At 60.6% G+C, this 21,958-nt stretch carries 25 protein-coding genes and 2 pseudogenes; 13 read left to right on the top strand and 14 right to left on the bottom strand.

Annotated elements, in window-relative coordinates:
* Positions 1 to 60: 60 nt before the first annotated feature.
* Positions 61 to 1,038 carry a CDF family Co(II)/Ni(II) efflux transporter DmeF gene (gene dmeF / locus AS026_RS20920; RefSeq protein ID WP_018859475.1) on the bottom strand — a complete coding sequence of 326 codons (978 nt, stop codon included), beginning with the start codon at positions 1,036 to 1,038 and terminating at the stop codon, positions 61 to 63.
* 24 nt (positions 1,039 to 1,062) lie between these two features.
* Positions 1,063 to 1,335 (bottom strand): Ni(II)/Co(II)-sensing transcriptional repressor DmeR, encoded by a 273-nt coding sequence (gene dmeR / locus AS026_RS20915; protein WP_018116571.1) that lies wholly within the window; start codon positions 1,333 to 1,335, stop codon positions 1,063 to 1,065.
* Between the two features lie 120 nt (positions 1,336 to 1,455).
* Here dmeR and AS026_RS20910 point away from each other — a divergent pair, with 120 nt between their 5' ends.
* Genes AS026_RS20910 through AS026_RS20900 form a run of 3 tightly spaced genes read left to right on the top strand, consistent with a single transcriptional unit; the run spans position 1,456 to position 2,858 of the window.
* Positions 1,456 to 1,713 carry a hypothetical protein gene (locus tag AS026_RS20910; protein ID WP_062371533.1) on the top strand — a complete coding sequence of 86 codons (258 nt, stop codon included), beginning with the start codon at positions 1,456 to 1,458 and terminating at the stop codon, positions 1,711 to 1,713.
* A 31-nt stretch (positions 1,714 to 1,744) separates the two neighbouring features.
* A complete protein-coding gene (locus AS026_RS20905; protein WP_018116573.1) occupies positions 1,745 to 2,239 on the top strand; it encodes a GNAT family N-acetyltransferase in 495 nt (164 codons plus the stop codon).
* A 40-nt stretch (positions 2,240 to 2,279) separates the two neighbouring features.
* On the top strand, positions 2,280 to 2,858 hold the full coding sequence (locus tag AS026_RS20900) for a type 1 glutamine amidotransferase family protein (protein WP_018859477.1): 579 nt from the start codon (positions 2,280 to 2,282) through the stop codon (positions 2,856 to 2,858).
* An 18-nt stretch (positions 2,859 to 2,876) separates the two neighbouring features.
* On the opposite strand, the gene AS026_RS20895 is transcribed toward AS026_RS20900, so the two are convergent.
* The 4 genes from AS026_RS20895 to AS026_RS20880 form a co-directional block, all read right to left on the bottom strand.
* Entirely contained in the window at positions 2,877 to 3,842 is a 966-nt protein-coding gene (locus AS026_RS20895; RefSeq protein WP_062371590.1) for a phytanoyl-CoA dioxygenase family protein, read from the bottom strand.
* 128 nt (positions 3,843 to 3,970) lie between these two features.
* A complete protein-coding gene (locus AS026_RS20890) occupies positions 3,971 to 4,888 on the bottom strand; it encodes a c-type cytochrome (protein WP_062371531.1) in 918 nt (305 codons plus the stop codon).
* A gap of 97 nt (positions 4,889 to 4,985) precedes the next feature.
* Positions 4,986 to 5,435, bottom strand: a complete 450-nt coding sequence (locus tag AS026_RS20885; RefSeq protein WP_018116350.1) for a c-type cytochrome — start codon at positions 5,433 to 5,435, stop codon at positions 4,986 to 4,988.
* Positions 5,436 to 5,579: 144 nt separating this feature from the next.
* Positions 5,580 to 6,218 (bottom strand): LysE family translocator, encoded by a 639-nt coding sequence (locus AS026_RS20880; protein WP_018116351.1) that lies wholly within the window; start codon positions 6,216 to 6,218, stop codon positions 5,580 to 5,582.
* 129 nt (positions 6,219 to 6,347) lie between these two features.
* Between AS026_RS20880 and AS026_RS20875 the strand changes: the two genes are divergently transcribed.
* On the top strand, positions 6,348 to 7,049 hold the full coding sequence (locus tag AS026_RS20875; RefSeq protein ID WP_025661058.1) for a helix-turn-helix transcriptional regulator: 702 nt from the start codon (positions 6,348 to 6,350) through the stop codon (positions 7,047 to 7,049).
* Between the two features lie 69 nt (positions 7,050 to 7,118).
* Here AS026_RS20875 and AS026_RS20870 read toward each other — a convergent pair whose 3' ends face one another.
* Both AS026_RS20870 and xth read right to left on the bottom strand, forming a co-directional pair.
* On the bottom strand, positions 7,119 to 7,388 hold the full coding sequence (locus AS026_RS20870) for a hypothetical protein (RefSeq protein WP_062371528.1): 270 nt from the start codon (positions 7,386 to 7,388) through the stop codon (positions 7,119 to 7,121).
* A 31-nt stretch (positions 7,389 to 7,419) separates the two neighbouring features.
* The gene (gene xth, locus AS026_RS20865; protein ID WP_062371526.1) at positions 7,420 to 8,214 is read right to left on the bottom strand and encodes an exodeoxyribonuclease III; all 795 of its coding nucleotides are present in this window, start codon (positions 8,212 to 8,214) and stop codon (positions 7,420 to 7,422) included.
* Positions 8,215 to 8,407: 193 nt separating this feature from the next.
* On the opposite strand from xth, the gene AS026_RS20860 reads away from it, so the two are divergent.
* Both AS026_RS20860 and AS026_RS20855 read left to right on the top strand, forming a co-directional pair.
* Positions 8,408 to 8,962, top strand: coding sequence for a hypothetical protein (locus AS026_RS20860; RefSeq protein WP_062371524.1), 555 nt, complete (start codon positions 8,408 to 8,410; stop codon positions 8,960 to 8,962).
* A 145-nt stretch (positions 8,963 to 9,107) separates the two neighbouring features.
* Positions 9,108 to 9,344, top strand: coding sequence for a hypothetical protein (locus AS026_RS20855; protein ID WP_062371522.1), 237 nt, complete (start codon positions 9,108 to 9,110; stop codon positions 9,342 to 9,344).
* A 47-nt stretch (positions 9,345 to 9,391) separates the two neighbouring features.
* On the opposite strand, the gene AS026_RS20850 is transcribed toward AS026_RS20855, so the two are convergent.
* Together AS026_RS20850 and AS026_RS20845 are read right to left on the bottom strand one after the other, a co-directional pair.
* On the bottom strand, positions 9,392 to 10,243 hold the full coding sequence (locus AS026_RS20850) for a metallophosphoesterase (RefSeq protein ID WP_062371519.1): 852 nt from the start codon (positions 10,241 to 10,243) through the stop codon (positions 9,392 to 9,394).
* Between the two features lie 108 nt (positions 10,244 to 10,351).
* Positions 10,352 to 10,954, bottom strand: a complete 603-nt coding sequence (locus AS026_RS20845) for a superoxide dismutase (RefSeq protein ID WP_018116360.1) — start codon at positions 10,952 to 10,954, stop codon at positions 10,352 to 10,354.
* Between the two features lie 200 nt (positions 10,955 to 11,154).
* Here AS026_RS20845 and AS026_RS20840 point away from each other — a divergent pair, with 200 nt between their 5' ends.
* The 4 genes from AS026_RS20840 to AS026_RS20825 all read left to right on the top strand — a co-directional run bounded on the left by AS026_RS20840 (position 11,155) and on the right by AS026_RS20825 (position 15,481).
* Positions 11,155 to 11,484, top strand: coding sequence for a hypothetical protein (locus tag AS026_RS20840; protein WP_025661062.1), 330 nt, complete (start codon positions 11,155 to 11,157; stop codon positions 11,482 to 11,484).
* Between the two features lie 211 nt (positions 11,485 to 11,695).
* On the top strand, positions 11,696 to 13,186 hold the full coding sequence (locus AS026_RS20835; RefSeq protein WP_062371515.1) for a coiled-coil domain-containing protein: 1,491 nt from the start codon (positions 11,696 to 11,698) through the stop codon (positions 13,184 to 13,186).
* A gap of 193 nt (positions 13,187 to 13,379) precedes the next feature.
* Entirely contained in the window at positions 13,380 to 14,681 is a 1,302-nt protein-coding gene (locus AS026_RS20830; protein WP_062371513.1) for a hypothetical protein, read from the top strand.
* Positions 14,678 to 15,481, top strand: coding sequence for a COG3904 family protein (locus AS026_RS20825; protein ID WP_062371510.1), 804 nt, complete (start codon positions 14,678 to 14,680; stop codon positions 15,479 to 15,481). The genes AS026_RS20830 and AS026_RS20825 overlap by 4 nt, the downstream gene beginning before the upstream one ends.
* Positions 15,482 to 15,664: 183 nt before the next feature.
* On the opposite strand, the gene AS026_RS20820 is transcribed toward AS026_RS20825, so the two are convergent.
* The gene (locus tag AS026_RS20820) at positions 15,665 to 16,492 is read right to left on the bottom strand and encodes an oxidoreductase (protein WP_062371508.1); all 828 of its coding nucleotides are present in this window, start codon (positions 16,490 to 16,492) and stop codon (positions 15,665 to 15,667) included.
* A gap of 78 nt (positions 16,493 to 16,570) precedes the next feature.
* Here AS026_RS20820 and AS026_RS20815 point away from each other — a divergent pair, with 78 nt between their 5' ends.
* Positions 16,571 to 17,515, top strand: a complete 945-nt coding sequence (locus tag AS026_RS20815; RefSeq protein WP_062371506.1) for an AraC family transcriptional regulator — start codon at positions 16,571 to 16,573, stop codon at positions 17,513 to 17,515.
* Between the two features lie 51 nt (positions 17,516 to 17,566).
* Here AS026_RS20815 and AS026_RS20810 read toward each other — a convergent pair whose 3' ends face one another.
* Positions 17,567 to 18,247 carry a peroxiredoxin-like family protein gene (locus AS026_RS20810; RefSeq protein WP_062371504.1) on the bottom strand — a complete coding sequence of 227 codons (681 nt, stop codon included), beginning with the start codon at positions 18,245 to 18,247 and terminating at the stop codon, positions 17,567 to 17,569.
* A 346-nt stretch (positions 18,248 to 18,593) separates the two neighbouring features.
* Here AS026_RS20810 and AS026_RS20805 point away from each other — a divergent pair, with 346 nt between their 5' ends.
* The gene (locus tag AS026_RS20805) at positions 18,594 to 19,046 is read left to right on the top strand and encodes a hypothetical protein (RefSeq protein ID WP_062371501.1); all 453 of its coding nucleotides are present in this window, start codon (positions 18,594 to 18,596) and stop codon (positions 19,044 to 19,046) included.
* Positions 19,047 to 19,095: 49 nt separating this feature from the next.
* Here AS026_RS20805 and AS026_RS20800 read toward each other — a convergent pair.
* Positions 19,096 to 20,536 (bottom strand): annotated as a pseudogene (locus tag AS026_RS20800) (metal-dependent hydrolase family protein).
* Between the two features lie 167 nt (positions 20,537 to 20,703).
* On the opposite strand from AS026_RS20800, the gene eco reads away from it, so the two are divergent.
* Complete coding sequence (eco, locus tag AS026_RS20795; protein ID WP_025661069.1) at positions 20,704 to 21,207, top strand: serine protease inhibitor ecotin; 504 nt, start codon at positions 20,704 to 20,706, stop codon at positions 21,205 to 21,207.
* Positions 21,208 to 21,348: 141 nt separating this feature from the next.
* Here eco and AS026_RS20790 read toward each other — a convergent pair.
* Positions 21,349 to 21,958: pseudogene (locus AS026_RS20790) on the bottom strand (IS630-like element ISRel6 family transposase); the annotation flags it as partial.

The raw sequence follows: 21,958 nt of genomic DNA, 5'->3' as shown, positions 1-21,958 counted from the left end.
CCTCTGCCTCAAATCAACGAACACTTGGCTAGAGACTGATTGTGGCCCCGATGAGTCGCGTCAAGCGGCTGCGGACTGCGTGACCTCGACGGTAACATGCGAGAGGCCGGCAACGGGTCCGAGCTTTGCCTTGTAGAAGGCAGGACTTTCCGCCTGTGGGGTCACCAGAGCGACGATCGCGGCGTGGTGGCCGGGACCGACCTGCCAGACATGGAGATCGGTGATCCGCTCGCCGCCCGTTTCCAGCGCCGAACGAATCTCGTCCTGTAGATCTGCCTCCTGCGGCACGACATCGAGCAGCACGCGGCCGGACGACCGCATCAGGCCCCACGACCACTGGGCGATGATAAGGCCCCCGACGATGCCCATCAGCGGATCAAGCCAGAGCCAACCGTAGAGGCTGCCGAACAGCAGTGCGGCGATGGCAAGAACCGAGGTCAGCGCATCCGCGATGACATGGACGTAGGCGGCGCGCATGTTGTTGTCCGAGGCATGTGCGGAATGTGCATGGTCGCCATGGTGGGCATGATCGCCGTGATGGTGATGCTCGTGATGGTGGGAATGGCCATGGCTGTGGCCATGATGGTCGTCCTTCAGGAGCCAGGCGCTCGCCAGATTGACCAACAGACCGACGACAGCGACGCCGATCGCCTGGGCGAAACTGATCTGCACGGGATGGGTGATGCGCAGGAAGCTCTCCCAGGCCATCAGGAGCGCAATCAGCATCAGAATGATGGCGCTGGCAAAGCCCGCGAGATCGCCGAGCTTGCCGGTGCCGAAGGTGAAGCGCGGATTATGCGCCTGACGGCGGGCATAGAGATAGGCAACCGCCGAGATCAGCAGCGCACTCGCGTGCGTCGACATGTGCCAGCCATCGGCGACCAGCGCCATGGAGCCGTAGTAGGTTCCGGCGCCGATCTCGACCACCATCATGACGGCGGTGAGCGCAATGACGAACCAAACGCGCCGGGCGTTGCGGTCGTGGTCAGCACCCAGGAAAACGTGGTCGTGCTCAAGTGTTTGGGTCTGTGCGGCCATCGCACGCTCCTCATGTCGGTTGTCTCAGCGAATGTAGGTTCGCAGAACTTCGGATATTTCCTCGACGGCCTCCATCCGGGCCTTCTCATCGGCGGCATGCAGGACATGCTCGTGAAGGTGGTCGTCCAGCACTTCACCGGTCAGGCCGTTCAGGGCGCCGCGGATCGAGGCAAGCAGCTGCAAGATCTCTCCGCAGGGTCGCTCCGCCTCCAGCGCGCGCTCGACGGCCTCCAGTTGGCCTTTCAGACGGCTGACGCGAGCCAGCAGCTTCTTCTTCTGGTGCGTGGTGTGGGACATAAGCTTATCCATTTAGCATAGGGGGGTACCCTATATACAAGTATCCCTGAGATGAAAAGCGATATCAACGGCCTCGCGATTTCGGCGCCAAGAGTGATCAGCGGCGGCTAACAGATCGGCATGACACTTGCCGATCTAGCTCTCGATGTCGGTGACCGAGCGATCGGACGGCTGCGTCAGGCGACGCTGTTCGCTTCCAAGCGCGAGCTCATAAAACCCATTGACAAACACCGCGTTCTGGTTGATCTATCAACACATGATCAAGAACGCGCACATCACCAGCTCGTATTTTTGGCTGTACCTGTAAGGGGCGGCCGGACAGATCATATTGTCAACAAGCCGCCGTCAGGCGGCTTTGTTGTATCGGCAGCGTCCTGACGGCAGAACACCACACAAGGACGCGAAGACCATGCTTGAAATCGAAGACACCGAAATCTCATTGATCCGCCCGCCGGTGATCAATATCCGCGCCGCCAAGCCGCGTGACCTGCCCGAACTCAACGAAATGATCGGCCTGCTCGCCAAGCACCACGGCGATCCGGCCGCCTCGAGCCCGGAGCAGCTCGAGCGTGACCTGTTCGGTCCGGTTCCATGGATCAGCGCCCTGGTTGCCGAAAGCGATGAAGGCCTGATCGGCTACGCCATTCTTGTGCCGCTCTACAGGGCGCAGGACGGTGCTCGCGGCATGGATCTGCATCATCTCTTCGTGCGGGACGGCCATCGCGGCCATGGCGTCGGTCAGCATCTCGTCAACCGCGCCCGCGACACGGCCCGCAGTGCAGGCTGCGGCTATCTCTCAGTCAGCGCCGCCACCGGCAATGTACAGGCCCATCGCTTCTACGAGAATATGGACTTCGTGCCTCGCCCGGTCACCGGCATGCGCTATATGCAAGCTTTGGCATGAGCGGCATTGACCGCCCCGGACAGCCTGCAAGGAGAAACGGATGACCCGACTTGCAATCGTCCTCACCGATGGATTCGCCGACTGGGAGGTCGCCCAACTGACGGCCTCCGCGCGCTCCTATTTCGGCTTCGACGTGGTGATCGCAACGCCCGACGGCGCTGAGGTGCGCTCGATGGGCGGCATGCGCGTTGCGTCCGACACCGTCGCGGAAAACCTGCATGCCAATGCCTTCGACGGGCTGGTGCTGTGTGGGGGCACGATCTGGGAAACGGAAAAGGCACCCGATCTGAAGCCTGTGATCGACGACTTCACTACGCATGGCAAGCTCGTGGCGGGAATCTGCGGCGCGACTCTGGCGCTTGCGCGCGCCGGAGCATTGAATGCGACCGACCATACCAGCAACGCCGCCGACTTCATCGCCAGCGCGCCGGGCTATGCCGGCCAGGCGCACTACAAGGACAGCCCGCAGGCAGTGCGCGCCGGAAAGCTGGTGACGGCGCCGGGATCGGCACCGATGACCTTTGCTGCTGAAATCTACCGCGCCCTCGGGCACGCCGGCGACGACCTCGATCAATATGTCCTGATGTTCGGCGCCGAGCACCAGCCGAAGGCGGCCTAGGCCGACGCGCCGCTTGTCTTATCGAAGGACCGGCTCACCGTGGAAGCGGCGGCGTGAGGGCTTGGAAACACCGAAGCCCACCTCCATCATCAGACGCGGCTTCGTCTTGGCAACCGTGCCCAGATGAAAACCGAAGGGATCCTCGGCGAAGCCGAAGCCGGCCGCGCCGGTCAGCGTCATCACGCTCTCCTTGCCGTAGAATTCGAGGATCTCGTGCGCGGGGTGGCCGACCAGAAGGGTCAACTGGTGCTTGAGGCGCCGCTTGTTGTGGCTGCCCCTGACATAGACATGCGGACCGGTGCCCTCGTCGACATCGACGAGATAGAAAAAGAACTTCAGCATCCGCCAGTCATCGAGATCGAAGTGATACTTGTCGAGCGATGCCAGGCTGCGGTCGGCTTCGCTTGCTCTCGTCGGAAAACTCCACCAGGTGCGGGTGGTGATCAGCCGGGCCTGCGCACCGAGATAGCAGCGCGCAATCTCCGACAGAACCGGATCGCGCTGGACAGCACGAACGGCTGGGCAATCAAGCGCTCGCTCGAAATGGTGGCCGCTCAGGATCGACCGCCCCCATTGCTGCTCCACGGCTCGGTGATCGGACGCCAGGAACTCGATCTTGCGATCGAAATTTCCAAAGCATGGGGTCGCGCCTGCAAAGCTGGCGATTTCACGGGTGATCGCCTCGGGTAGGCTCAGGTTCGGAAATATCCCGTCGCGCCGCAGCGACGCGACGGCATCTGCATGATTCACGCCTTTGAAGAGCGTCGGCAGATTCTCGATCGCACCATTGCTGCGCCGCGCGGTCAGCCAATGCACCTTGCGCGCCGGGACGGTGCGCGCCAGCAGGAACATCGGCAGCCAGGCAGGATTTTCGCGGATGTCGGCCATGTAGGTCGGCAACCGGGCGACCATGCGCCGCAATTTGCCGCCCTTGCGGGCAACAGTTTCGAGATCATCCGCAGAGTTGACCGACGTAACATGCATGCGGCTGTCCTTTCGGAAGACGTTCTTGGGCGTCGTTCGGAAAGCGAACCGGGGTTCGCCACAGGGCATTCCAGTGCGTGGAGCCGAGTGGAGTGCTGCAATGCGGCATTTTTGAGATATCGCTAATATTAATGGCTCGGAACCGCCTTCAGGTAAGCTGCGATCGCCTCGAGCTCCGGCTTCGGCAGACGAGCGAGGTTGCGCTGCACCTCCGCCATCGAGCCGCCTGCCGTATCGAAGTCGGGCGTGAAGCCGGTTTCCAGATAGTTGGCGATATCGTCCTGGCTCCATGAGCCGACGGTCTTCGAGCCTGGCGTAATGTTAGGGATGCGGCCCCGGCCTTCCGGATTCGGTGCTCCCGACAGCCAGGTGTTTGCCACGAAGCCGCCAAGCCGATCGCGCGGCGTGTGGCATTCGCCGCAGTGGCCGGCGCCTTCGACCAGATACTGGCCGCGCTTGACCTTGTCGTCGACATTGGCCGCGAGCACGACGCGCGGCTCGTCGTTGAAATAGAGGAACTTCCAGCCGCCCAATGCCAGCCGGATGTTATAAGGGAAAGGCAAGTCGTGCGGCGGGGCGACGTTCCCGCTCTTCGGCAGCGTCTTCAGATAGCCGAAGAGATCGTTGATGTCCTTGTCGCTGATCCGGGCATAGGAATTGTAGGGAAAGGCCGGATAGAGATGCTGTCCGTTCGGCGAGACGCCACGCTTCATCGCATTGCCGAACTGCGCCAGCGTCCATGTCCCGATACCCGCCTTCTCATCGGGCGAGATGTTGGGCACGTGGAATGTGCCAAAGGGGCTCTTCAACGCCAGGCCGCCCGACAAGGTGAGCTTGGCATCGCCCTCCGATCCCGGCGCGGCGTGGCAACTGACGCAGCCACCCGTCCAGAAGACCATCTCGCCGTTCTTCAGGTCGGGGTCGCCGAGGTTGGCCCAGTGGCTTTCGGGGAGCGCGGTGGGCGCGGTGATGAAATAGAAGACCGCCCCGCCAACGACGAATACACCGACGAGACAGAGCAAATACCGGACGAACCTGCGGATCATTCACCGCTCCTGTTGCCAACCGCTTTGCGGAAAACATAAAACGATCCGCACCGGCGGCAAGGCTGGCACGGATCGTTCGAGCAAAATGCCTGGATCGCTATTCGGTCTTTATTCTGAATTTCTCATGACAGCCGCCGCAGTTGCCGCCAAGCGTCTTCAGGGCGCCGCCGACTCCGGCTGCGTCGGTCGGAAGCTGGGCGAGAACCTTGTCGGCATCCGCTGAAAGCTTCGCCGCACGAGCCTTGAAATCCTCGTGATCTTCCCAGATCTTCGGACTTGCTGCCTTATCCCCGGTTTCGGTGCCTGGCTTGAATTGATCCGGGAAAACCTTTGCCGTTTCCGAGATCGTCATCAGGGCAGCCTTCACCGCTTCCGCGTCATAAGGCTTCTCGCCCTTGGCGATCGCTGTCATTGCCCCTGCCGCGCCCCCGACCTTCTTCATCAGCGCAGAACGTGCTTCGTGCGTGCCGTCCTCCGCTGCAATCGCAACGCCTATCACCCCCAGACCGGCGATGAGCACTGCCGCGGTTATAGCTTTCAGTCTCATGTCTGCACTCCTGTTTGATTACCAAAGGTCCTCAAAGCCCCGGCTTCGCTGGACGGGCGGCATCATTGCAAATTTTTCAGACCAAAAAAGTAACAAGTGGGTGAGACATCAGGAAAGATGGACCGTCAGGTGGCGGCGCCCTCCTCATAGGGACACGCGCCAGCCATGCCATGCCGTCAGTATTGAGACGGCGATCAGAAGGGCGCCTGCGACCCGTCCGACGAGGATCGTCGCCTTGGGATTGGACACCAGCAAAGTGCGGCTTCGCGCCGCTGTCAGCGCTAGAGTGCCATAGACAGCCGCTTGGGTCGCCATCGTCATAAAGCCCATGACCAGGCCCTGCGCCCAGATCGGTCCATAGATCGGCTTCAGGAATTGCGGGTAGACGGCGATCATGAAGAGATAGGCCTTGGGATTCATCAGGCAGGTCGCCGCGCCCTGGCGGAATGCCCGCCAGCCCGAGCCCAGACCGCCCGCCCCGACGGTCTCCACGGTGATCGAACTGCGAATCAGCGTGAAGCCGATCCAGGCCATGTAAGCGGCGCCGGCAAAGAGCAGCGGGTTGAACAGGGTCGGCAGGAGGACGGCGAGCACACCGACACCGATAGCGCCATAGAGCGAATGCACCGCCCCGCCCGCCACGATGCCGGCGGTCGCAGCAATGCCCGTGCGCCTGCCGCCGCTCAGGGAGTTGGCCAGCACGAACAGCATGTCCATCCCCGGGACAATGATGATGCCGAAGAGAAGGGTGAAGTAGAGCCAGAGATTTTCGCTGTAAGTCATGTCAGTTGCCCGCTATCCAATTCAAGGTCGTTTTCCAAGACCGTGTTGATTTTCAATTCGATAGGGAAAGCTATACGACTGCCCAACTGACAGTGTATTGTCAGGAGCCTGGACCAACGGAGGCGAAAAATGCGCAAGGCCTCACGGCTTTTCGAGATCATCCAGATCCTGCGATTGGCGACCAGACCGATGACGGCGGCGGCCATGGCGGAGACGCTTGAGGTGACCGTGCGCTCGATCTATCGCGACATCGCCGCCTTGCAGGCGATGCGGGTTCCGATCGAGGGCGGCCGGGGCATCGGCTACATCATGCGGCCGGGCTTCGACCTGCCGCCGCTGATGTTCTCGGTCGAGGAAATGGAGGCCATCGTCTTGTCGCTGGCTTTGCTCGATCGAACCGGCGACGAGGAACTCAAGCAGGCGGCCAAGGGCGTCAACCAGAAGATAACAGGCGCCGTACCTGCGCCGCTGCGCCAGGCGATGGAACGAAAAGCGCTCTACGCCTGGGGATCGGTTGCCCAATCTCCTGTCGGGCTCGATCTTGGTCTGGTTCGTCGCGCCATCCGCGACGAACAGAAGCTGCAACTTGACTACCGCGACGAACTCGGCCGCGCGACGGAGCGCAGGATCCAGCCGATCGCCCTCATCTATTACTCGCAGACCGCCAACATTGTCGCCTGGTGCGAGCTGCGTCAGGCAATCCGCAATTTCCGCAGCGATCGTGTGGAGCATTGCGAAGCTGCAGACGCCTATTTCCGAGGCGAAGGCGACCGGTTGCGGCAGCTCTGGACGAGCGAGTGGATGAACACGCCAGCCACCGCAACCGCCTGAGTGGATGAAAGGTGCGCGCCAGTGCTCTCCGCTTTGCCCGAGTTTCACGGTCGGTGAAGTTGGCGCGAATCAGGTTTCGAACTCTTCGTCCAGGACAGGGGCGTCAGGCTTCTGCCGATCCAAACTCTCACGATAGCGGACGCAACCTCGGAGGAACTTCGGCCAGGGAGGCACCGCGATGTCGGGATTGAGCTTTTCCGGCAGCATTTCCCAGAGCTGAGGATGATGCCAACAGAGGTCGTGACCTGTGGCGTCGCGGTGTTTTCTGATCGCGTCGCGGAGGCGCTTCGCCTCCGTGATCAATTCGTTGCGCGACATCGTATCGAGGTCGGCATCCATCTTGCGTTCCTTCCAGTTTCATCGCTCGTGTTCACGCGTCGTCTTCGCGCTTGGGAACCTCAAGCTCGATCATCACTGGCGCATGGTCGCTCGTATGTTCCCAGCTCCTGGGCTTCCTGCGCACGCTCGCCGACTTGAGCCATGGGGCGATCATCGGGCTGAGCAGGAAATGGTCGATCCGGAGACCCGCGTCGCGTTCGAAGGAGTTTCGCCAGTACTTCCAGAAGGTATAGATGCGCTCGTTCGGATGCAGGTGCCTTACGGCGTCGGTCCAGCCTTGTGCGACCAGATCGGCATAGGCCTTGCGAACCTCCGGCCGGAACAAGGCGTCATCCAGCCAGCGCTCCGGCTTGTAGACGTCGATTTCCGTCGGCATGACGTTGAAGTCACCAGCCAAAACGGCCGGAATTTCGAGGTCGCGCAATTCGGCTGCATATTCGTGCAGCCGTCGGAACCAACGGAGCTTGTAATCGAACTTCGGGCCAGGGGCCGGATTTCCATTCGGAAGATAGAGGCACCCGACAAGGATGCCGTCGATGGCTGCCTCAATGTAGCGGCTGTGCGTGTCATCAGGATCGCTCCGAAGACCGCGCCGCGTCAGTATCGGCGTCGAGCCCCTGGATAGGATCGCGACGCCGTTCCAGCTCTTTTGTCCGTGCCAGATTGCGCCGTAGCCGGCCCGCTCGAGCGCACCGCGTGGAAACCGGGCGTCTTCCGTCTTCAGTTCCTGCAGGCATACGACGTCGGGCTTGTCCTCCTTCAGCCAGCGAAGAAGGATCTCGAGGCGTCCGTTCACGCCGTTGACGTTGTAGGTCGCAATCTTCAATTGCCGAGGCACGTTTCGATGGGTTTCGATCGAAGGGAAATGGAAAGCCAGACGCTAAAGTCCAGCCTCCAAAACGTCCGCTTCGGATTGAATGGGCGACGGGATTGTTATCACGACCACGACCGCGCCTCCGTCGCCCACCGTAACAGCAAAATAGGATAGGGTGATGCGGGTCTATTGCGGAGGTTACGCCATGCCAAGTCCGTTCGAAGCCGTCAGTGCGTACTTCCATGCGAAAGACGGGAACCGGCCGTTCCTGATGCGCCACGCCTTCTCCGAGGATATTGCGCTGGAGATGGTGGTCAAGACCGACGCCATCTCCTTTCCAAGTTCAGCCAAGGGCCTGCCTGAGATCGAACAGACTCTCTGCCGGCGTTTCGCGAACGACTTCGAAAATGTCTATACTTTCTGCCTGGCTCGCCCCACAGACGCCAATCGACGCCATTTTCCATGCCATTGGCTCGTCGGCATGTCGGCGAAGAATAACGGAGACATCCGAATTGGCTGCGGCCGCTACGATTGGTACTTTTCCGACATCCAAGGCCTTGTCCAAAGGCTAGTCATTCGCATCGATCGGATGGAGATCATTTCGGCGGATCATTTGGGAGCGGTCATGGATTGGATCACATCGCTCCCCTATCCGTGGTGCCAACCGGAGGACATCGTCCAAAGCATGCCCAGCATCGTCGAACTGGCGCCAATCGCACATTATCTGCAAGAGATCAGATCAATTCCCCCGGACTTCTGAGGCCAGCGCGTTTGGTGGAGGTCCGCTATGTCTTAATTAATAGCCATGCTGCGTCGCAGGCAGTATTATTCATGATCGGTCGGCATCTGTTGGCAACGGCCGCTTGGGAGTTTCGTGCTTCTGCCTGAGCGGAGCATCGAATGAAATGACAGACCTATCAAACGTGATCTCCTTTACAGATGACATCAATGTCGTGTTCGAGGCTCTTTCGGAGTGGTGCTACCTGCACAAGAGAGACCCGAATAGCCTCGAAGGCTGCCGAGCCGCCTCAACGCTCTTCGATCTTTTCCAAGATGGCTGCGACACAAAGGACGGCCTTTTGAGCGCGATGGATCGAAGCGAGATAGCACAGCAGGTGCAGCAAGCCCTACCGATGGGTTGAAGGCGGCACCCTTTGCCGGCCCTATCCAGGCAACGATTGGTAGCAGCCTAGCGGAGCTTCAGCGTCCGGCTGTCCTCACGGCCGAAACCGTGAACTTCGATGCGGTCGGCCCAGATTTCCACGATAGCGAAGGTATTCTCGGTCTCGGTATCGACCATCCCCTTGAAATTGAGGAAATGGCATCCCTCGAGCGTGCCGAAATTGCCGGCGTGGTTGTGGCCGCTGAAGTAGGCCGCGACATGTTCGTGCGCCGTCAGAAGAGTGATGATGCGCTCGCGGTCCCAGCTGTCGTGCGCGTTCGGCGGATAGACGGGGTAATGGTTCATGACGATAACCCGCTCGCCTGCAGCACGGGCTTTGTTAATCTGGTCGGAAAGCCAGGCGACCTGCTCGTCGCTCGGCATGGCGTTCCACTCCTGCGCGTTGACGGCGCCGGCTGCCCTAAGCTCGGCGAGCCGACGGGCGGCTATGTCCCGATAGGGATGCCCTTCCGGCGGCGCAAAGGTGCTGACCTCGTTGCCATCGAGAACGATGAACCGCCACCCCTGCCTGGCGAAGCTGTAGTAAGTCGATGCCAGACCGACGCGGGCGGCGACATCGGCCAACCGATCGGCTGCGACGGAAAAATCATGATTGCCGAGCAGGAAGAAATTTTCGTGTCTCAGGCGGTCGTAGACGGGGAGGATGTCGTCGAAGCTCTCGAAGTCCCGATCGATGATGTCGCCGAGCGTGATGACGAAGCTCAGTTCCTCGCCATTGAAAACCTCGACCGCCGCGGAGAGCTTGGCAAAGCTTCTGGCATAGTGGCGGTTCATTCCGACATGCGGCTCCCTCGCCGCATATTGCGAATCTGCGACGACGCCGAAACGGAGAATGGGAAGATCGGAAAAGGATGTCATGTCAGCGCTTTAGGCGCGCGGCATGACAAGCTTGTGACAGTCATCGAAAACAAAAACACCCGGCGTTTCGAGGCGCCGGGTGCTGACATCTTTTTTTGTGCGAGCCGATTACTTCGCTGCGGCTTCGTAGCGCTCCAGGACGTAGTCCCAGTTGATCAGGCTATCGACGAAAGCTTCCAGGTACTTCGGACGCGCGTTGCGGTAGTCGATGTAATAGGAGTGTTCCCATACGTCGACGCCGAGGATCGGGGTCGCGCCGTGAACGAGCGGGTTTTCGCCGTTCGGGGTCTTGGAGATTTCGAGCTTGCCATTCTTGACGGAAACCCATGCCCAGCCCGAGCCGAACTGGGTCGTGCCGGCAGCGATGAAATCGGCCTTGAACTTGTCGTAGCCGCCGAGGTCGGAATTGATGGCAGCTTCGAGCTTGCTCGGCAGCTTGTTGCCGCCGCCGCCCTTCTTCATCCACTTCCAGAAGTGGACGTGGTTATAGTGCTGGGCAGCATTGTTGAAGAGGCCGGCATTGGTGCCGAACGACTTCTTCACGACGTCTTCGAGGGAGAGATCGGAAAGGCCTGCCTCTGCCGCGAGCTTGTTGCCGTTGTCGACGTAAGCCTTGTGGTGCTTGTCGTGATGGAATTCCAGGGTTTCCTTCGACATGAAGGGCTGGAGCGCTTCGTAGTCATAGGGAAGTTCGGGCAATTCGAAAGCCATTGTGGGTCTCCTCTTGGCAATAGTTTGCGTAATCGGCAGGTGAGGCGGAACATAGGAGCGCAAGCATGGAGAGGCAACCTGCGAAATATCAAAAAAGACGGGCAGAGAGGAAAAATTGCCTTCGCCAAGCACTTGGCTTTGCAGCCCTAAATCGCTGATCATGGGCGAGTTTTACAACAGCTGGAAGACGGGCTTTTCAGATGCAGAGGAATAAAATCCGCTTTTGCATACTTGCCATGGCAATCGCTGCGGCGGGAACCGCCCGCGCCTCCTCAGGCGACGCCTGGCAGGAGTTCGCGTCCGAGGTTGAAGCCAAGTGCAAACAGGCGGCGCGCGCCTCGATCGAGTTTCCACATGCGGTCGTCGATCCGTTCGGCAGCGAGCACTACGGCATCGCCCTTGTAACCGGCAAACCGAAGGGCGCGAACGGCTTCGTTAGCTACTTTTGCGTCTACGACAAGCAGACGAAAAGTGTCGAACTCGGTAGCGAGCTTGAGACGGACGGCATGCGGATTCTCCCTGAGGAATAAGGTCGCCAGGCGGCTGTTGCGCGAATGTCACAGGTCAGCCCCTCGAACCTGTTGATTGTCATCTTGCGTATTTTGACAGCGACCGCGCCGCCGTTTCTAGATGCACGCACAGCATGCGTGTACGGAATCAAGGCAATTTTCGATAGGTTCGCTTAATTAGCTGAAATCCATATTTCGCCGGCGTTTTGACAGTACTTTTGGGGCATAAGTCATGGTCATGAGTTTTTTTCGTCGCGCAGAAGACGGCGGCAAGTCGCTGTCGACAACAGGATACCGACCCGCTTCGATAGCGGATCATCGCCCGGCCGCCGAAGAGCCGCTGCGCTATGCTATCCCTGACGTCAACGATTTCGCTGCTTTCGGTTCCGCACTGGAGGAAAACCAGCGGACGTCGGAAGACCTGCTGTCGAGCCTCACATCGCTGCAGGAGCGCGTTTCCTCGCTGCTCGGCACTCACAGCCAGTCGCTGAACGAGACCGGTGCGCTCCGCGCCGAATGCGCGCGCATCAGCTCGCTTCTCGACTACGAAAGCCATGCGCGTCAAAAGGCTGACCAGGACAATCTTCGCCTGACTGCCGAGAACAAGGCTTTTTACGCCGACAACGCGCAGCTTCGCTCCGAGATCGACGCCTTCCGCGACGAGCTGACAAGGCTGCAGAGCGTGCATCAGGTCACGCGCGAAGAATTCACGATCATCGAAAACCGGCTGCTCGATGCCGAACGTGAACTGACGGATCGCGCCATCCAATTCGATGAAGCCTCGACACTCCTGAAGCGCGCTCAGACGGAGCTCGACCAGCGCAGCCGCGAACTCTCGGCCACCCGCGAAAAGCTCGACAACGAGACGACGGCGCACCAGCTGCTCATCGAAACCTCGCGCCGCGAAAACGGCACCCAGGCGCGCGAAATGGCCCGTCTCAACGAGGAACGCAGCCATCTGAAATCCAGCCTCATCGAACAGGAAGCCCAGGTGCGCAACCTGCAGATGGCCGTTGCGAGCCTGAAGCAGGACCTCGCCCTCTTCGAGGAGCGCCACAAGCGGCTCGAAGTCGAGCACGAGACCCTGCAGGCCTCCTCGGCGCTCGAGATCGCCCACCTGACGACGAAGCACGAGGCGATCGGCTCCAAGGCCGAACTCGTGGAGAAGCTACTCGTCACGGCAAACGGCCGAAACAAGATGACGGATGAGGAACTGCAGGCAGCCCGCGCCGATCTCAAGCGCGTCAAATCGGAACTCGTCACCGCCCTCTCCCGCTCGGAGCGCCTTGCCGAGGAACTGCAGCGCGCACGCACGACCGGCGCCGAGAGCGAGTCCGCCCGCCGCGAACTCGCCACGCAGACCAACGAGCTGACGCTGAAGCTGCGTGAGGCGGAGAGCCTGCGCGTGCGCCGCGACCGGGATGCCGATGCGCTGCGCCGCGACATCGATACGCGCATGGATTCCGATCGCTACGAAATCGGCCAGCTGCGCACCAGCCTGGAGATTGCCAAGTCGGAGATCCGGCAGTTGCGCGCCGAGCGCGCCATCCTGACCGGCCAGCTCGAAGTCGCACGCAGCGAACGGCCGGGCGTCGTGGTCCCCACCGCCGCCCTCGAGGAACGCGACGAAGTCCGCATGCCGACAGCAGGCTTCACACCGATGATCGACATCTCCGAAAAGTCGTTGCGTGCGCCGTCGGCCGACAGCACGCCCGCCGAATAAGGCTTGACGGCGTCAGGCTTCGGCCTGATGCCAAGCCTTGCTTTTGCCGGTATTATATTGGTTTCTTAAGGGGCTAAGGCCGATCGCGTGAACAAAGACTTACGCGACCTGCCTTAGGTCTTTGTTCATGTGCATGTCCTTGCCTCGAACGGCTGCGCGCTTTCGGAAGGCATGCATTGGCCCGGAGGAGACCATGGCGCTCGGCACGTCGCATCGCTTGCAGGAAGGCATCGAATCCGTCGAGACCATGACCCGGTTCGCGTTCGCGATCCTGGCGCTCGCCTCCGGCGTCTACACCTATCTCGGCGTGCGGAGCATCCTCGACGGATCGGCAACCGCCGTGTTCTTCGCGGCGCTCATCTATTCCAGCGCCGTCTCGGTGGCGATCTACGCCTTCTGGACCTACATGGCCCGTTTTTATCCGCACGTGACCAGTACAGGCGGGCGGACGGCCATGCTTGGTGTCATGGCGCTCGGCTGCGCGATGATCATCGCCATGTCGAGCTGGCTCAACGCGGCCGCGCTGGCGGGTTCCGCGGCGCTCGAACAGCATCTGGCCGAAACGCTGGAAGACTACACGGCCGATCTCGACCAGGCGCACCAGAACGCGCTTGCCGCCCAGAGCCTGCTGCCCGACATCCAGCGCACGCAGGAACGGTTCCAGCGCCTCGCCGACCAGGAACGCGAGACCGGCGCGCTGACCGGTACGACCGGGGCCGGCAGCGTCGTGCAGCTCCTGTCGCAGATGGCCTCGCAGCTGACCGAGCTCGAAAACGGCATCAACGCCTCGCGCGAACGGGTGACGACGCTCTTCGACGCGGGCCGCAAGCATCTCGAGACGATGCGGACGCTGGTGTCGGCGCCGGGCGCGATCAATCCGCGCGCCGATCAGTTCGCTGCCGAAGTCGTCGGGCTTTCCGGCGTCATCACCTCGCTGGAGCAGACCTCGATCGCGCCGTCGGTCAAGCGCGCGGCGGAAGACCTGTCGCTCGGCTTCATCGCTCCGGTGGCGGATGGACGCGAGGCGGATCTTGTCACCCGGCAAGACCAGGTGATGGAAACGATCCGATCCTCCGTCGCGGCGCAATCGAAGGTGCTCTCACAGGCAGCCGACCAGATCCTCGAGCGCAAGCCGGTGTCCGAACGGCGGTTCGTTCCACTCTCCTCGGCCGAAGCGGTGCTGCGCTACGCCGGCGACTTCATCCCCAGCTGGGCCGGCGCCATCTCGATCGATATCTTGCCGGCGGTGCTGATCTTCATGCTGTCGATCGTCCACTCGACGCCGCGCCAGCAGGAGCAGCGCCTGCCCTTCGCCGAACGGATTACCGCGGCCGAACTGTTGCAGGCCCTGGAAGTGAGGCGTGAGATCCAGCAGCAGGGTGCCGACGTCGAGGCCGCCATGGATGCTGCAGAGCGCAGTGAAGCGGCGGACCAGTCGAATGTCGCGAGCTTCGACCTGTCAGGCAAAGGACCACGCAAAGGACCGCCGGCATGAGACTGGAAACGGCGGGGCAAAGGTTGAAGGACTACGTGCTCTCCGCCGATGACGGCACGCTGATGCGGCATGCCTTCCACGCTCTCCTCGCCGCAGCCGCCGTCTTCGTGGTGATAGACTGGCATGAAATCAGCTCCGACAGTCCCAACAGTCCGGCCTCCGATCCACTTACGCCGGGTGCCCTGCCCATGCTTCCGCCGGCTCTCACGCAGGGCAAACCCCAAAACGCACCTGGCGAGATCACCGCGGACCCCGAGGTCCTGATGAGGCCGATCCGCTTCGAACTGCGGGCGGACGGCGTGCTCCTTGCGCAGGGCACGATCGAACCCGGCGCGGCCGCACGCTTTGACGCCGAAATCCGGGCCCGTGGCGAGTACGTCAAAACAGTCGCGCTCGATTCGCCGGGCGGATCGATTGGCGACGCGATCGCCATCTCCACGGTTATCCGCGAACGCAAGATCGCGACCAGCGTCGCCAGCGGCGCGCTTTGTGTTTCCTCCTGCCCGATCGTCATGGCCGGCGGCGTCGTCCGTACGGCCGACAAGGATGCTGTCATCGGCGTACATCAGGTCTTCAACGCCACCAGGGAGAAGCTGTCGCCTGATCTCGCCATGTCCGAAGCCCAACGCACCACCGCCGATATCACCCGACATCTCGACGACATGGGAATCAAGCCGGACCTCTGGATCCACGCCATGGAAACGCCCCCCGACAGGCTCTACTACCTGTCTCCCGACGAGATGAAGGAATTCGCGCTGGTTGCGCCGGCTGTGGGGGTGGTGTCCAGGAAGACGAAATAGGCAGCCTGCCAATGCCCTAAAGCACGTGGCGATCTTCCGATTCTCTTGCCGCGCCTTGTTCTCGGCAACACGCAACGAGTGCCAAAAACGACTGCTTACGGCTCGAAACGCTCCTCAGTATGAGGAGAGCGGCAGACCGCGTGATCGGAAATTCGAACCGCGGCCACCTTTGTCATTGCGCTATTACCCATCGGTCGAGACCGTGACGGATTTCCAAGCCTCAATCTCCTGCTGCAGGCGCTCGATCCTGTCAGACACGAGTTTGAGCGCATCGCTTCCAAGCAGGAGTTGCGGTGGAGGATTGGCAGACTCGATGAGGCTAAGCACGGCTGCCGCGAGTTTGTTGGGATCGCCAAGCTGCTTGCCGCTTTTTGCTTGCCGCGCTTCTCGGATCGGATCGAACAGCGCGTCGTAGTCGTCGATGGACCGCTCAGTCCTTACCATCGAGCGGCCGGCCCAGTCGGTCCGGAACGAGCCGGGGCAGAGTGCGGTGACGTGGACGCCGAACGGCGCCATTTCCGCACGCATCACCTCCGATATTCCCTGAAGCGCGAACTTGCTGCCGCAGTAATAGGCGATGCCGGGCATGGTGATCATGCCGCCCATCGACGTGACATTGACGATGAACCCGCGGCGCCTCTCGCGAAACCGCGGCAGGAAAGCCTTGGCAACCGCAACAGCGCCGAAGACGTTCACGTCGAACTGACGACGCATTTCGTCGAGCGGCGACTCCTCGAGGAGCCCTTCGTGACCGTAACCGGCATTGTTGATCAGGACGTCGACCGGGCCGTGGTCTATCTCAGCCTGCTCGACGACGTCCGGTATCCTGTCGAATTCGGTCACGTCGCAAAGGACGGAACGGACCGCCGGCAGGCGTTCCGCAAGCCTTGCTTGCGAGGCTTCGGAGCGGACGGTGCCAATGACGGTATGTCCCTGTTCGCTGGCTGCCGTCGCGACTGCCAGGCCGAACCCGGAATTCGCGCCTGTGATGAAGAAAGTCTTCTGTGACATGTTTGACAATCTCTTCTTGATTGGTGAGAACCATTTGACTGATAGTCTTTCCATACAGGTTCATCGATTGCGGAAACTATGAGTGTCTTGCTAAATCCTATAAATGCGAAGGGTGCGCCATCAAGGCGCCGGGAGCTTGTGGAACTGGCCGGACGCCTCGCCCCGCGTCACGGCTACAATCCGACGGGGCTTCACGGTGTCCGCATCCTCAGGACCGAAGAGGTCCTCCACGACATCCCCGTCCTCTACAAGCCTGGTGCGGTTTTCGTGCTGCAGGGTCGCAAGCAGGGAATGCTTGAAGACGAGGTCTATCTCTACGACGAAGAGCATTATCTGGCGGTCTCGGTCCCGGTTCCGTTCCGGATGGAATCCGTAGCCAGCGCAGAATGCCCCCTGCTCGCGGTCTATTTCGAATTCGACATGCAGCTCGCGGCCGAGATCGCCTCGGACGTCGAGGCACGGTGTTCCGGACCGGCGGGCACCGCGGCGAGAAGTCTTATGTCCAGCAGAATGGAACCCGACATCGAGGATGTCGTGCTACGCCTGTTGCGAGTGCTCAACGATCCCATGGAGATTGTGGTTCTGGGCGCAGGCATCCTGCGCGAGTTGCACTATCGCATCCTCGTCGGCCCGCAGGGCGCACAGATGATTGCGGCGCTACAGCAGAAAGGCACCTCCGGCAAGATCGTCCAAAGCCTCGCCCGATTGCGCGAAACCTACAGCTTGGAGATTTCAGTGACGGCGCTCGCACAGGAAGCGGGCATGAGCGTCCCCTCCTATCACGCACATTTCAAGGCGCTGACAGGCAGCAGCCCGATGCAATACGTCAAAGCGATGCGGCTTCACGAAGCAAGGCTGATCATGGCGCGCCAGGAAAAAACGATCGCAGAGGCCGCGCTGTCGGTTGGTTACCTCAGCCCAGCCCAATTCAGCCGCGACTTCAAAAGGCACTTCCGCCGCACCGCCTCAGAGGAGGTGAAATGGGTCCGCAGTCACCTCGGCGAGCTTGCCTTGCGACCATGAGGTGTCCGGTAGCGGCGCAAATGCGTGACGAATGTCGGAGATGCAACGCCTTCAGCGTCGGAGGCTGTTGGCAGCGGCAAGCATTTCCGCCGCGTTTGGAAAGATGCAGAGGCTGTCAGGCCCGTCGCGCGCTTCAATCTGCACCCAGCGAACGATGCCATCGCTGTCGATGAGGAAGTGCCCGACAAGCTGTGTGGGGTGGCTTGCGAAGATGGCATGATCGATTTCAGTAAGCTCGAAGCCGTCTTGGGCGTTGAGTAAGGCGTTGGCCGCCATCGGGTGTAACGCTTCCGGCAATTCACCCGTCGGGTTAATGCGAGCGGCCTCGAATTGCTCCATGCTTGCCCGATAGGGCCATACTGGTTTCTCGCCGCTGCCCTCGGGCAGGAACTCACCGTGCGGCACGCCGAAGGCCCGGTGCGTCGAGCAATCCTCGTCACATAGGAGCACGGCCGGCGTCGGCCGGTGCTCGAAATATATGCGGGCGCGCTCTACCGGCGTGTTGATCACGGCAACTGTTTCCACCCCCGCGGCGCGCAGGGCAGGCTGTAGACTACCGAGTTGTCCCACCTGACGCCGGCAGAACGGGCAGTGCAGCCCGCGGAAGAAGGCGATCAGAAAAGGGTGACCGTGGAGGCTCGCGAGTGAGACCGTTCCTTTTTGATTTGCCGACGGAAGTGCGAAGGCGGGAGCGTATTCCCCTGGTTGGAGCGGGCGCTTCTGGTCTCCCATGGCATTTGTCCTTTGCTAGGAGTTCAGGTGAATGCTGGGCTTGATCCAAGTCCAACACCTATCACGCCACGGCACCACTCGCTATGTTCACGGTGCAATCGGGTGGAGTGCGAGGCTTCAGAAGTCTTGCGACGGCGACACGTCCCCTTGTAGCGCGAAAGAGATGTCCGTATCGGCGTCGCCTTTCGGCCCTTTGCGGCCATCAAACGCGCCACTTGCATCAGACAAAAGCCACGCCTCAATCGCAATCGAAAGTTAAGGTTCAAGCGACAAACGCGCGCAGCGGGCGTTGACATCTGGTCTCGGCCGCGTCGGGTCGTTCCACTTTTGCGCGTCGAGAGGCGATGTGAAATTTCGGTTGCTTGCAGTATTTCTAATTATCTTGCCGGCCGTCTCGGCCGCGCAAGAACACAAGCGTCGTTTTGCCAAATATCAATTCTTCTATTGCGCGGCCGTCCATATGAAGCTGGCCGAAGTCTACAGGAAAACAGGTTTATCGGACGCCGAAGCCTTTCATACCTCAGAGGCGAACTTCCTGTACGAGAAAGGAAAGAATGGCCTCATTGAGATTGGAAAGTCTCCGGAGGACGCCGCTGAGCGAGTGAAAAAGCATAGGGATGGCCTTGATAGCGAATTGCAGAGTACACCAAGCAAGATATCCAAATTATGCTGCACCTCTGTAACTCATTTTTTCCAGAGCGAGCGAGCCGGCCCGAAATCGGGCGTAGCAATAGCTACGCGAGTGACCTGCATACATAAATGGTACGATGTCTGCTTGTGGCGGCGCAAAGCGGCCTAGAACGGAGGCGAGTGATACGCTCAAACTCTCCGCCGCCGATGTGGCGTGACTACAGTAGGTTCTTGTGGACACGGCCATCCTTGACGATGACGGACAAATTCTTTTCCGGCGCTTCGATCAATCGAAGATCGTCAAGCGGATTTCCGTTCCATACCAGCACATCCGCGAGTGCCCCTTCTTCGATAACCCCGAGTTTCCCCGCATAGGGTGTTCGCAAATTTGAAAGAGCGAGCAGCTCGGCATTGACCGAAGTTGCCATCTTCAGCGCGTCGGCATTGCTGAACCAGTTGGACAAATGGGTCAGCATGATGTTTTGACGGGGCGTCAGCTGCGGCGAGAAGAGGACATCCGATCCCCAGGCAAGCTTGATGCCGTACTTCTTGGCGTAGTCGTACACCTTCGGCGTGCCGGCAAAGAGTTGTTTGACGCGCTCAACACCCGGACCCGTTTGCGACGCGGCGTCTTCCATGCTCAGAAACGGCTGGGTGCTCAGCCAGACGTTCTTGTCCGCGAACATTCTTGCCGTGTCCTCATCCATCAAATGGGCGTGCTCGACGCAGGCGACGCCCCCCGCGATAGCGCGCTGCACGGTACGGGGAGCGTAAGCGTGGATCGTGACATAGGTGTTCCAATCCCTGGCCACCTCGACGGCGGCCCGGATCTCATCTTCACTGAACGTCGTCATGTCGAGAGGGCTGCGAGGCGAGGAGACACCGCCGCCGCCCACCAGTTTGATATGGGACGCGCCCTGCAGGAGTTGCTCGCGGACGCGCCGCTTCAGGGAGCCTGATATCATCGACGATCGCCGAGGCGCCAAGCAATTCGCCGACACTGAGTTGGCCATCTTTCGCGGGTATTTCCGACGGCATCCTGAGGTCGCAGTGCCCCCCGGACGTGGTGATCATTGCCCCCGGAGGAAAGATGCGGGGACCCGGAATGATGCCGGTGTCGATTGCCTGTTTGAAGGTGAAGACGGGCCCGCCCAGGTCTCTCACGGTGGTGAACCCGCGCATGAGGGTCCGGTCTGCTTCGGCAGTCGACGCGGCGTAAATTATACCGGGATCACCTGCAAGAAGTACGTTCAATGGCACCGCGGCAAAGATCGAATGCCAATGGGCATCGATCAGGCCCGGCATCACTACGCTGCCAGCGCAGTCGATGACGGTCGCGTCGGCGGGCGGAGGATTGCCGTTCGCGTCAATGGACGACACTACCATTGCCTTCGATCAGTATTTGGACTGAGTCCCGCAGGGCAGTTGTCTTACCATCGAACAGACGAGCCTGTCGCGGCATCAGCTTTTGCGGGGGCGAGGACTGCGCGCTTGCCAGACCGGGTAGGCCTGCCGCGATCGCGGCCGAACCGACAGTCTTCAGAAAACTTCTGCGAGAGTAATCCGGAGGTGGCTCGAGACCCTGTGGAGCTCGGGGTTTGCACATCCGCAACTCGCCGATGACGCTAAGCGATTATACTTCCGGCCTAAACGAAACATTGCTTTTTCCATCTCAAGGCGCTGAAATACAACCCGACGCTAACATGGCCTTTCTGGATAATCTACGGGCACTTGGTCTGGGCATCAAGCTGGACGGGCGTCAAGTGAAAGCGATAGCTCTATCGGCAACCCAACCTCGACCACCATTGCGGGCAAAAGGGTGAAGAATGGCAACTTCATTTTGGGCGGGTAAAGCTGCGAAATACTCAATTTCAGTTCTGGTTTTTCTGTCGCTTGCGGTGAGTGGGGCTTCTGCGGCGGAGCCCCGTCAGGCGCGGGACGAGTTGAAGGCATTTCCCGAGGCGCCAGCGGGCCAGCAACGACACGTTATCTTCCTGGCGAAGCGTTCCGACGAAGATGCGCGCCGGGTTGGCGTGATCGTCGGTCGAACCGAGTTGGTGGACTGCAATCGACATACCTTTGGCTCCCAGCTGGAGAAGCGCACGGTCGATGGCTGGGGATATGACTACTACGTCGTTACCGGAGTTGGCGTGGTCGCGAGTACGCGGATGGCGTGCCCGGATAATACCAAGAAGAAAACGTTCGTGCGGAGCTCGGACGAGCCGCTCTTGCGATACAACAGCAGGCTTCCCCTCGTGGTGTTTGCACCCGTCGACGTGGAAATCCGGTACCGGATTTGGAGAGCGGGCCGAGAGAGAACGACAGACTGACGACGCTCCGTCGCGGATCGCCAATATCGTGTTCGGCGGCAAGACCAGGACGTTTGGCGCGGGCCTGCTACCGCGTTCTGTTTTCCCTTTTGCCGATGCCTCGGCCCCGGTCCCCTTTGGGGGGGCATGTTCTAGAGCCTTTCATGTTTTGACGGAAGCGTAGCCGGCATTTGAGAAGTAGTTGGCGCATTCCTCTGGCTTTATGGTGTCGGCGAGTAAGCCCAGGTGGCGCCACGTTTCCTCGATGGTTCGCTTTTGAGCCTGGCGCATCCAGTGCTTGATCTTGGCGAAGGCTTGCTCGATCGGATTAAGGTCGGGGGAATATTTCGGCAGGAACCATAGCCTGGCGCCGACGGCCCTGATGGCATCGCGGATGGCCTTGGCTTTGTGAGAGCCGAGATTATCGAGGATGACGATGTCGCCAGGTTTGAGGGTCGGGATCAACTGCTGGCGGACATAGGCGTGGAAGCATTCGCCATTAATGGGACCGTCGAAGACGCAGGGCGCAGTGAGCTTGTCGCAGCGGAGGGCGCCGAGGAAGGTCAGGGTGCGCCAGCGGCCATGCGGGGCAAAGCCGCGCAATCTTTTGCCCCTCGGCCCCCACCCGCGTAACGGCGCCATGTTGGTGCGGATCCAGGTCTCGTCGATGAAGACGAGCCGCTTCGGATCGAAGCGGTCTTGCCAGGCTTTCCAGCGGGCTCTGCGCCGGGCAATGTCGACGCGGCCCTGCTCAAGGGCGAACAGCGTTTTT

Source organism: Rhizobium altiplani (assembly GCF_001542405.1).
GTDB lineage: Bacteria > Pseudomonadota > Alphaproteobacteria > Rhizobiales > Rhizobiaceae > Rhizobium > Rhizobium altiplani.
This window is presented reverse-complemented; position numbering and strand designations above follow the sequence as displayed.

What these genes read in the sequence shown, in the direction of transcription:
- AS026_RS20845 (WP_018116360.1), bottom strand. Translation starts at nt 10,954, where the DNA reads ATGGCTTTCGAATTGCCCGAACTTCCCTATGACTACGAAGCGCTCCAG.
- dmeR (WP_018116571.1), bottom strand. Translation starts at nt 1,335, where the DNA reads ATGTCCCACACCACGCACCAGAAGAAGAAGCTGCTGGCTCGCGTCAGC.
- dmeF (WP_018859475.1), bottom strand. Translation starts at nt 1,038, where the DNA reads ATGGCCGCACAGACCCAAACACTTGAGCACGACCACGTTTTCCTGGGT.
- AS026_RS20835 (WP_062371515.1), top strand. Translation starts at nt 11,696, where the DNA reads ATGGTCATGAGTTTTTTTCGTCGCGCAGAAGACGGCGGCAAGTCGCTG.
- AS026_RS20840 (WP_025661062.1), top strand. Translation starts at nt 11,155, where the DNA reads ATGCAGAGGAATAAAATCCGCTTTTGCATACTTGCCATGGCAATCGCT.
- AS026_RS20890 (WP_062371531.1), bottom strand. Translation starts at nt 4,888, where the DNA reads ATGATCCGCAGGTTCGTCCGGTATTTGCTCTGTCTCGTCGGTGTATTC.
- AS026_RS20880 (WP_018116351.1), bottom strand. Translation starts at nt 6,218, where the DNA reads ATGACTTACAGCGAAAATCTCTGGCTCTACTTCACCCTTCTCTTCGGC.
- AS026_RS20900 (WP_018859477.1), top strand. Translation starts at nt 2,280, where the DNA reads ATGACCCGACTTGCAATCGTCCTCACCGATGGATTCGCCGACTGGGAG.
- AS026_RS20850 (WP_062371519.1), bottom strand. Translation starts at nt 10,243, where the DNA reads ATGACATCCTTTTCCGATCTTCCCATTCTCCGTTTCGGCGTCGTCGCA.
- AS026_RS20870 (WP_062371528.1), bottom strand. Translation starts at nt 7,388, where the DNA reads ATGGATGCCGACCTCGATACGATGTCGCGCAACGAATTGATCACGGAG.
- AS026_RS20830 (WP_062371513.1), top strand. Translation starts at nt 13,380, where the DNA reads ATGGCGCTCGGCACGTCGCATCGCTTGCAGGAAGGCATCGAATCCGTC.
- AS026_RS20825 (WP_062371510.1), top strand. Translation starts at nt 14,678, where the DNA reads ATGAGACTGGAAACGGCGGGGCAAAGGTTGAAGGACTACGTGCTCTCC.
- AS026_RS20895 (WP_062371590.1), bottom strand. Translation starts at nt 3,842, where the DNA reads ATGCATGTTACGTCGGTCAACTCTGCGGATGATCTCGAAACTGTTGCC.
- AS026_RS20885 (WP_018116350.1), bottom strand. Translation starts at nt 5,435, where the DNA reads ATGAGACTGAAAGCTATAACCGCGGCAGTGCTCATCGCCGGTCTGGGG.
- AS026_RS20855 (WP_062371522.1), top strand. Translation starts at nt 9,108, where the DNA reads ATGACAGACCTATCAAACGTGATCTCCTTTACAGATGACATCAATGTC.
- AS026_RS20820 (WP_062371508.1), bottom strand. Translation starts at nt 16,492, where the DNA reads ATGTCACAGAAGACTTTCTTCATCACAGGCGCGAATTCCGGGTTCGGC.
- AS026_RS20860 (WP_062371524.1), top strand. Translation starts at nt 8,408, where the DNA reads ATGCCAAGTCCGTTCGAAGCCGTCAGTGCGTACTTCCATGCGAAAGAC.
- AS026_RS20815 (WP_062371506.1), top strand. Translation starts at nt 16,571, where the DNA reads ATGAGTGTCTTGCTAAATCCTATAAATGCGAAGGGTGCGCCATCAAGG.
- AS026_RS20810 (WP_062371504.1), bottom strand. Translation starts at nt 18,247, where the DNA reads ATGGGAGACCAGAAGCGCCCGCTCCAACCAGGGGAATACGCTCCCGCC.
- AS026_RS20910 (WP_062371533.1), top strand. Translation starts at nt 1,456, where the DNA reads ATGACACTTGCCGATCTAGCTCTCGATGTCGGTGACCGAGCGATCGGA.
- AS026_RS20875 (WP_025661058.1), top strand. Translation starts at nt 6,348, where the DNA reads ATGCGCAAGGCCTCACGGCTTTTCGAGATCATCCAGATCCTGCGATTG.
- AS026_RS20905 (WP_018116573.1), top strand. Translation starts at nt 1,745, where the DNA reads ATGCTTGAAATCGAAGACACCGAAATCTCATTGATCCGCCCGCCGGTG.
- eco (WP_025661069.1), top strand. Translation starts at nt 20,704, where the DNA reads ATGGCAACTTCATTTTGGGCGGGTAAAGCTGCGAAATACTCAATTTCA.